The following is a 5071-nucleotide window of genomic DNA, read 5'->3' as shown; positions in this document are numbered from 1 at the left end:
CCATGGAAGTGCTCTACCTACTGAGCTATGGAAGCATGGCTCCGCAGGTAGGATTCGAACCTACGACCGATCGGTTAACAGCCGATAGCTCTACCACTGAGCTACTGCGGAATAATATAAAGCTTCATAAACAAACATGGTAGAATTAATAAATCTGCTTGGCGGCGTCCTACTCTCACAGGGGGAAACCCCCGACTACCATCGGCGCTGAAGAGCTTAACTTCCGTGTTCGGTATGGGAACGGGTGTGACCTCTTCGCTATCGCCACCAAACAAATTGAGAGTGTTCTCTCAAAACTAGATAACAGGTGTGACATCATTCAAAAATATGGTTAAGTCCTCGATCGATTAGTATCTGTCAGCTCCATGTGTCGCCACACTTCCACCTCAGACCTATCAACCTGATCATCTTTCAGGGATCTTACTTCCTTGCGGAATGGGAAATCTCATCTTGAGGGGGGCTTCATGCTTAGATGCTTTCAGCACTTATCCCGTCCGCACATAGCTACCCAGCGATGCCCTTGGCAGAACAACTGGTACACCAGCGGTGCGTCCATCCCGGTCCTCTCGTACTAAGGACAGCTCCTCTCAAATTTCCTGCGCCCGCGACGGATAGGGACCGAACTGTCTCACGACGTTCTGAACCCAGCTCGCGTACCGCTTTAATGGGCGAACAGCCCAACCCTTGGGACCGACTACAGCCCCAGGATGCGATGAGCCGACATCGAGGTGCCAAACCTCCCCGTCGATGTGGACTCTTGGGGGAGATAAGCCTGTTATCCCCGGGGTAGCTTTTATCCGTTGAGCGATGGCCCTTCCATGCGGAACCACCGGATCACTAAGCCCGACTTTCGTCCCTGCTCGACTTGTAGGTCTCGCAGTCAAGCTCCCTTGTGCCTTTACACTCTGCGAATGATTTCCAACCATTCTGAGGGAACCTTTGGGCGCCTCCGTTACCTTTTAGGAGGCGACCGCCCCAGTCAAACTGCCCACCTGACACTGTCTCCCCGCCCGATAAGGGCGGCGGGTTAGAAGGTCAATACAGCCAGGGTAGTATCCCACCGATGCCTCCACCGAAGCTGGCGCTCCGGTTTCCAAGGCTCCTACCTATCCTGTACAAGCTGTACCAACATTCAATATCAGGCTGCAGTAAAGCTCCACGGGGTCTTTCCGTCCTGTCGCGGGTAACCTGCATCTTCACAGGTACTATAATTTCACCGAGTCTCTCGTTGAGACAGTGCCCAGATCGTTGCGCCTTTCGTGCGGGTCGGAACTTACCCGACAAGGAATTTCGCTACCTTAGGACCGTTATAGTTACGGCCGCCGTTTACTGGGGCTTCAATTCGCACCTTCGCTTACGCTAAGCGCTCCTCTTAACCTTCCAGCACCGGGCAGGCGTCAGCCCCTATACTTCGCCTTACGGCTTCGCAGAGACCTGTGTTTTTGCTAAACAGTCGCCTGGGCCTATTCACTGCGGCTCTCTCGGGCTTGCACCCTAACAGAGCACCCCTTCTCCCGAAGTTACGGGGTCATTTTGCCGAGTTCCTTAACGAGAGTTCTCTCGATCACCTTAGGATTCTCTCCTCGCCTACCTGTGTCGGTTTGCGGTACGGGCACCTCTCACCTCGCTAGAGGCTTTTCTTGGCAGTGTGGAATCAGGAACTTCGCTACTATATTTCGCTCGCCATCACAGCTCAGCCTTATGGGAAACGGATTTGCCTATTTCCCAGCCTAACTGCTTGGACGCGGATATCCAATACCGCGCTTACCCTATCCTCCTGCGTCCCCCCATTGCTCAAATGGTGAGGAGGTGGTACAGGAATATCAACCTGTTGTCCATCGCCTACGCCTTTCGGCCTCGGCTTAGGTCCCGACTAACCCTGAGCGGACGAGCCTTCCTCAGGAAACCTTAGGCATTCGGTGGAGGGGATTCTCACCCCTCTTTCGCTACTCATACCGGCATTCTCACTTCTAAGCGCTCCACCAGTCCTTCCGGTCTGGCTTCACAGCCCTTAGAACGCTCTCCTACCACTGTTCGAAGAACAGTCCGCAGCTTCGGTGATACGTTTAGCCCCGGTACATTTTCGGCGCAGAGTCACTCGACCAGTGAGCTATTACGCACTCTTTAAATGGTGGCTGCTTCTAAGCCAACATCCTGGTTGTCTAAGCAACTCCACATCCTTTTCCACTTAACGTATACTTTGGGACCTTAGCTGGCGGTCTGGGCTGTTTCCCTTTCGACTACGGATCTTATCACTCGCAGTCTGACTCCCAAGGATAAGTCATTGGCATTCGGAGTTTGACTGAATTCGGTAACCCGGTAGGGGCCCCTAGTCCAATCAGTGCTCTACCTCCAAGACTCTTACCTTGAGGCTAGCCCTAAAGCTATTTCGGAGAGAACCAGCTATCTCCAGGTTCGATTGGCATTTCACCCCTACCCACACCTCATCCCCGCACTTTTCAACGTGCGTGGGTTCGGGCCTCCATTCAGTGTTACCTGAACTTCACCCTGGACATGGGTAGATCACCTGGTTTCGGGTCTACGACCACGTACTCATGCGCCCTATTCAGACTCGCTTTCGCTGCGGCTCCGCATCTTCTGCTTAACCTTGCACGGGATCGTAACTCGCCGGTTCATTCTACAAAAGGCACGCCATCACCCGTTAACGGGCTCTGACTACTTGTAGGCACACGGTTTCAGGATCTCTTTCACTCCCCTTCCGGGGTGCTTTTCACCTTTCCCTCACGGTACTGGTTCACTATCGGTCACTAGGGAGTATTTAGCCTTGGGAGATGGTCCTCCCGGATTCCGACGGAATTTCACGTGTTCCGCCGTACTCAGGATCCACTCAGGAGAGAACGAAGTTTTGACTACAGGGCTGTTACCTCCTATGGCGGGCCTTTCCAGACCTCTTCATCTACCTCGTTCCTTTGTAACTCCGTACAGAGTGTCCTACAACCCCAAGAGGCAAGCCTCTTGGTTTGGGCTAATCCCGTTTCGCTCGCCGCTACTCAGGGAATCGCATTTGCTTTCTCTTCCTCCGGGTACTTAGATGTTTCAGTTCCCCGGGTCTGCCTTCTCATATCCTATGAATTCAGATATGGATACCACTCCATTACGAGTGGTGGGTTTCCCCATTCGGAAATCTCCGGATCAAAGCTTGCTTACAGCTCCCCGAAGCATATCGGTGTTCGTCCCGTCCTTCATCGGCTCCTAGTGCCAAGGCATCCACCGTGCGCCCTTTCTAACTTAACCGTTAAAAAGAATCACTATGTGATATCTTGTATTACTAATTGAATGTGATGTCTACTGTTATCTAGTTTTCAAAGAACACGTTTCGAAGGAATGATCCTTCAAAACTAAACAAGACAGGGAACGTTCTGTTTATAAGACCCAAGGTCTTATATTCCGTATAATATCCTTAGAAAGGAGGTGATCCAGCCGCACCTTCCGATACGGCTACCTTGTTACGACTTCACCCCAATCATCTGTCCCACCTTCGGCGGCTGGCTCCTAAAAGGTTACCTCACCGACTTCGGGTGTTACAAACTCTCGTGGTGTGACGGGCGGTGTGTACAAGGCCCGGGAACGTATTCACCGCGGCATGCTGATCCGCGATTACTAGCGATTCCAGCTTCACGCAGTCGAGTTGCAGACTGCGATCCGAACTGAGAACAGATTTGTGGGATTGGCTTAACCTCGCGGTTTCGCTGCCCTTTGTTCTGTCCATTGTAGCACGTGTGTAGCCCAGGTCATAAGGGGCATGATGATTTGACGTCATCCCCACCTTCCTCCGGTTTGTCACCGGCAGTCACCTTAGAGTGCCCAACTGAATGCTGGCAACTAAGATCAAGGGTTGCGCTCGTTGCGGGACTTAACCCAACATCTCACGACACGAGCTGACGACAACCATGCACCACCTGTCACTCTGCCCCCGAAGGGGACGTCCTATCTCTAGGATTGTCAGAGGATGTCAAGACCTGGTAAGGTTCTTCGCGTTGCTTCGAATTAAACCACATGCTCCACCGCTTGTGCGGGCCCCCGTCAATTCCTTTGAGTTTCAGTCTTGCGACCGTACTCCCCAGGCGGAGTGCTTAATGCGTTAGCTGCAGCACTAAGGGGCGGAAACCCCCTAACACTTAGCACTCATCGTTTACGGCGTGGACTACCAGGGTATCTAATCCTGTTCGCTCCCCACGCTTTCGCTCCTCAGCGTCAGTTACAGACCAGAGAGTCGCCTTCGCCACTGGTGTTCCTCCACATCTCTACGCATTTCACCGCTACACGTGGAATTCCACTCTCCTCTTCTGCACTCAAGTTCCCCAGTTTCCAATGACCCTCCCCGGTTGAGCCGGGGGCTTTCACATCAGACTTAAGAAACCGCCTGCGAGCCCTTTACGCCCAATAATTCCGGACAACGCTTGCCACCTACGTATTACCGCGGCTGCTGGCACGTAGTTAGCCGTGGCTTTCTGGTTAGGTACCGTCAAGGTACCGCCCTATTCGAACGGTACTTGTTCTTCCCTAACAACAGAGCTTTACGATCCGAAAACCTTCATCACTCACGCGGCGTTGCTCCGTCAGACTTTCGTCCATTGCGGAAGATTCCCTACTGCTGCCTCCCGTAGGAGTCTGGGCCGTGTCTCAGTCCCAGTGTGGCCGATCACCCTCTCAGGTCGGCTACGCATCGTTGCCTTGGTGAGCCGTTACCTCACCAACTAGCTAATGCGCCGCGGGTCCATCTGTAAGTGGTAGCCGAAGCCACCTTTTATGTTTGAACCATGCGGTTCAAACAACCATCCGGTATTAGCCCCGGTTTCCCGGAGTTATCCCAGTCTTACAGGCAGGTTACCCACGTGTTACTCACCCGTCCGCCGCTAACATCAGGGAGCAAGCTCCCATCTGTCCGCTCGACTTGCATGTATTAGGCACGCCGCCAGCGTTCGTCCTGAGCCAGGATCAAACTCTCCGATAAATGGATCACAGGTTAAGTTCACCGCATCCTGCGGCGACACCCGGCTGACGCGCGGTTGGAGCAAGTCGTGAGCCGGGGCATCCTGTCGCCCGCGGA

The 5071-nt window shown here is 53.3% G+C and carries 1 tRNA gene and 3 rRNA genes; all 4 read right to left on the bottom strand.

Annotated features, from left to right (window positions below):
• Nucleotides 1-36: 36 nt before the first annotated feature.
• Nucleotides 37-111, bottom strand: a tRNA-Asn gene (locus ACWF0M_RS38035).
• A gap of 45 nt (nt 112-156) precedes the next feature.
• A 5S ribosomal RNA gene (rrf, locus tag ACWF0M_RS38030) occupies nt 157-272 on the bottom strand.
• A gap of 55 nt (nt 273-327) precedes the next feature.
• Nucleotides 328-3255: ribosomal RNA gene (locus ACWF0M_RS38025) — 23S ribosomal RNA — on the bottom strand.
• A gap of 170 nt (nt 3256-3425) precedes the next feature.
• Nucleotides 3426-4975: ribosomal RNA gene (locus ACWF0M_RS38020) — 16S ribosomal RNA — on the bottom strand.
• The 16S, 23S and 5S rRNA genes sit together here with 1 tRNA gene alongside, the layout of an rRNA operon.
• Nucleotides 4976-5071 lie beyond the last annotated feature (96 nt).

This window comes from Kribbella sp. NPDC055110, assembly GCF_053607525.1.
This window is presented reverse-complemented; position numbering and strand designations above follow the sequence as displayed.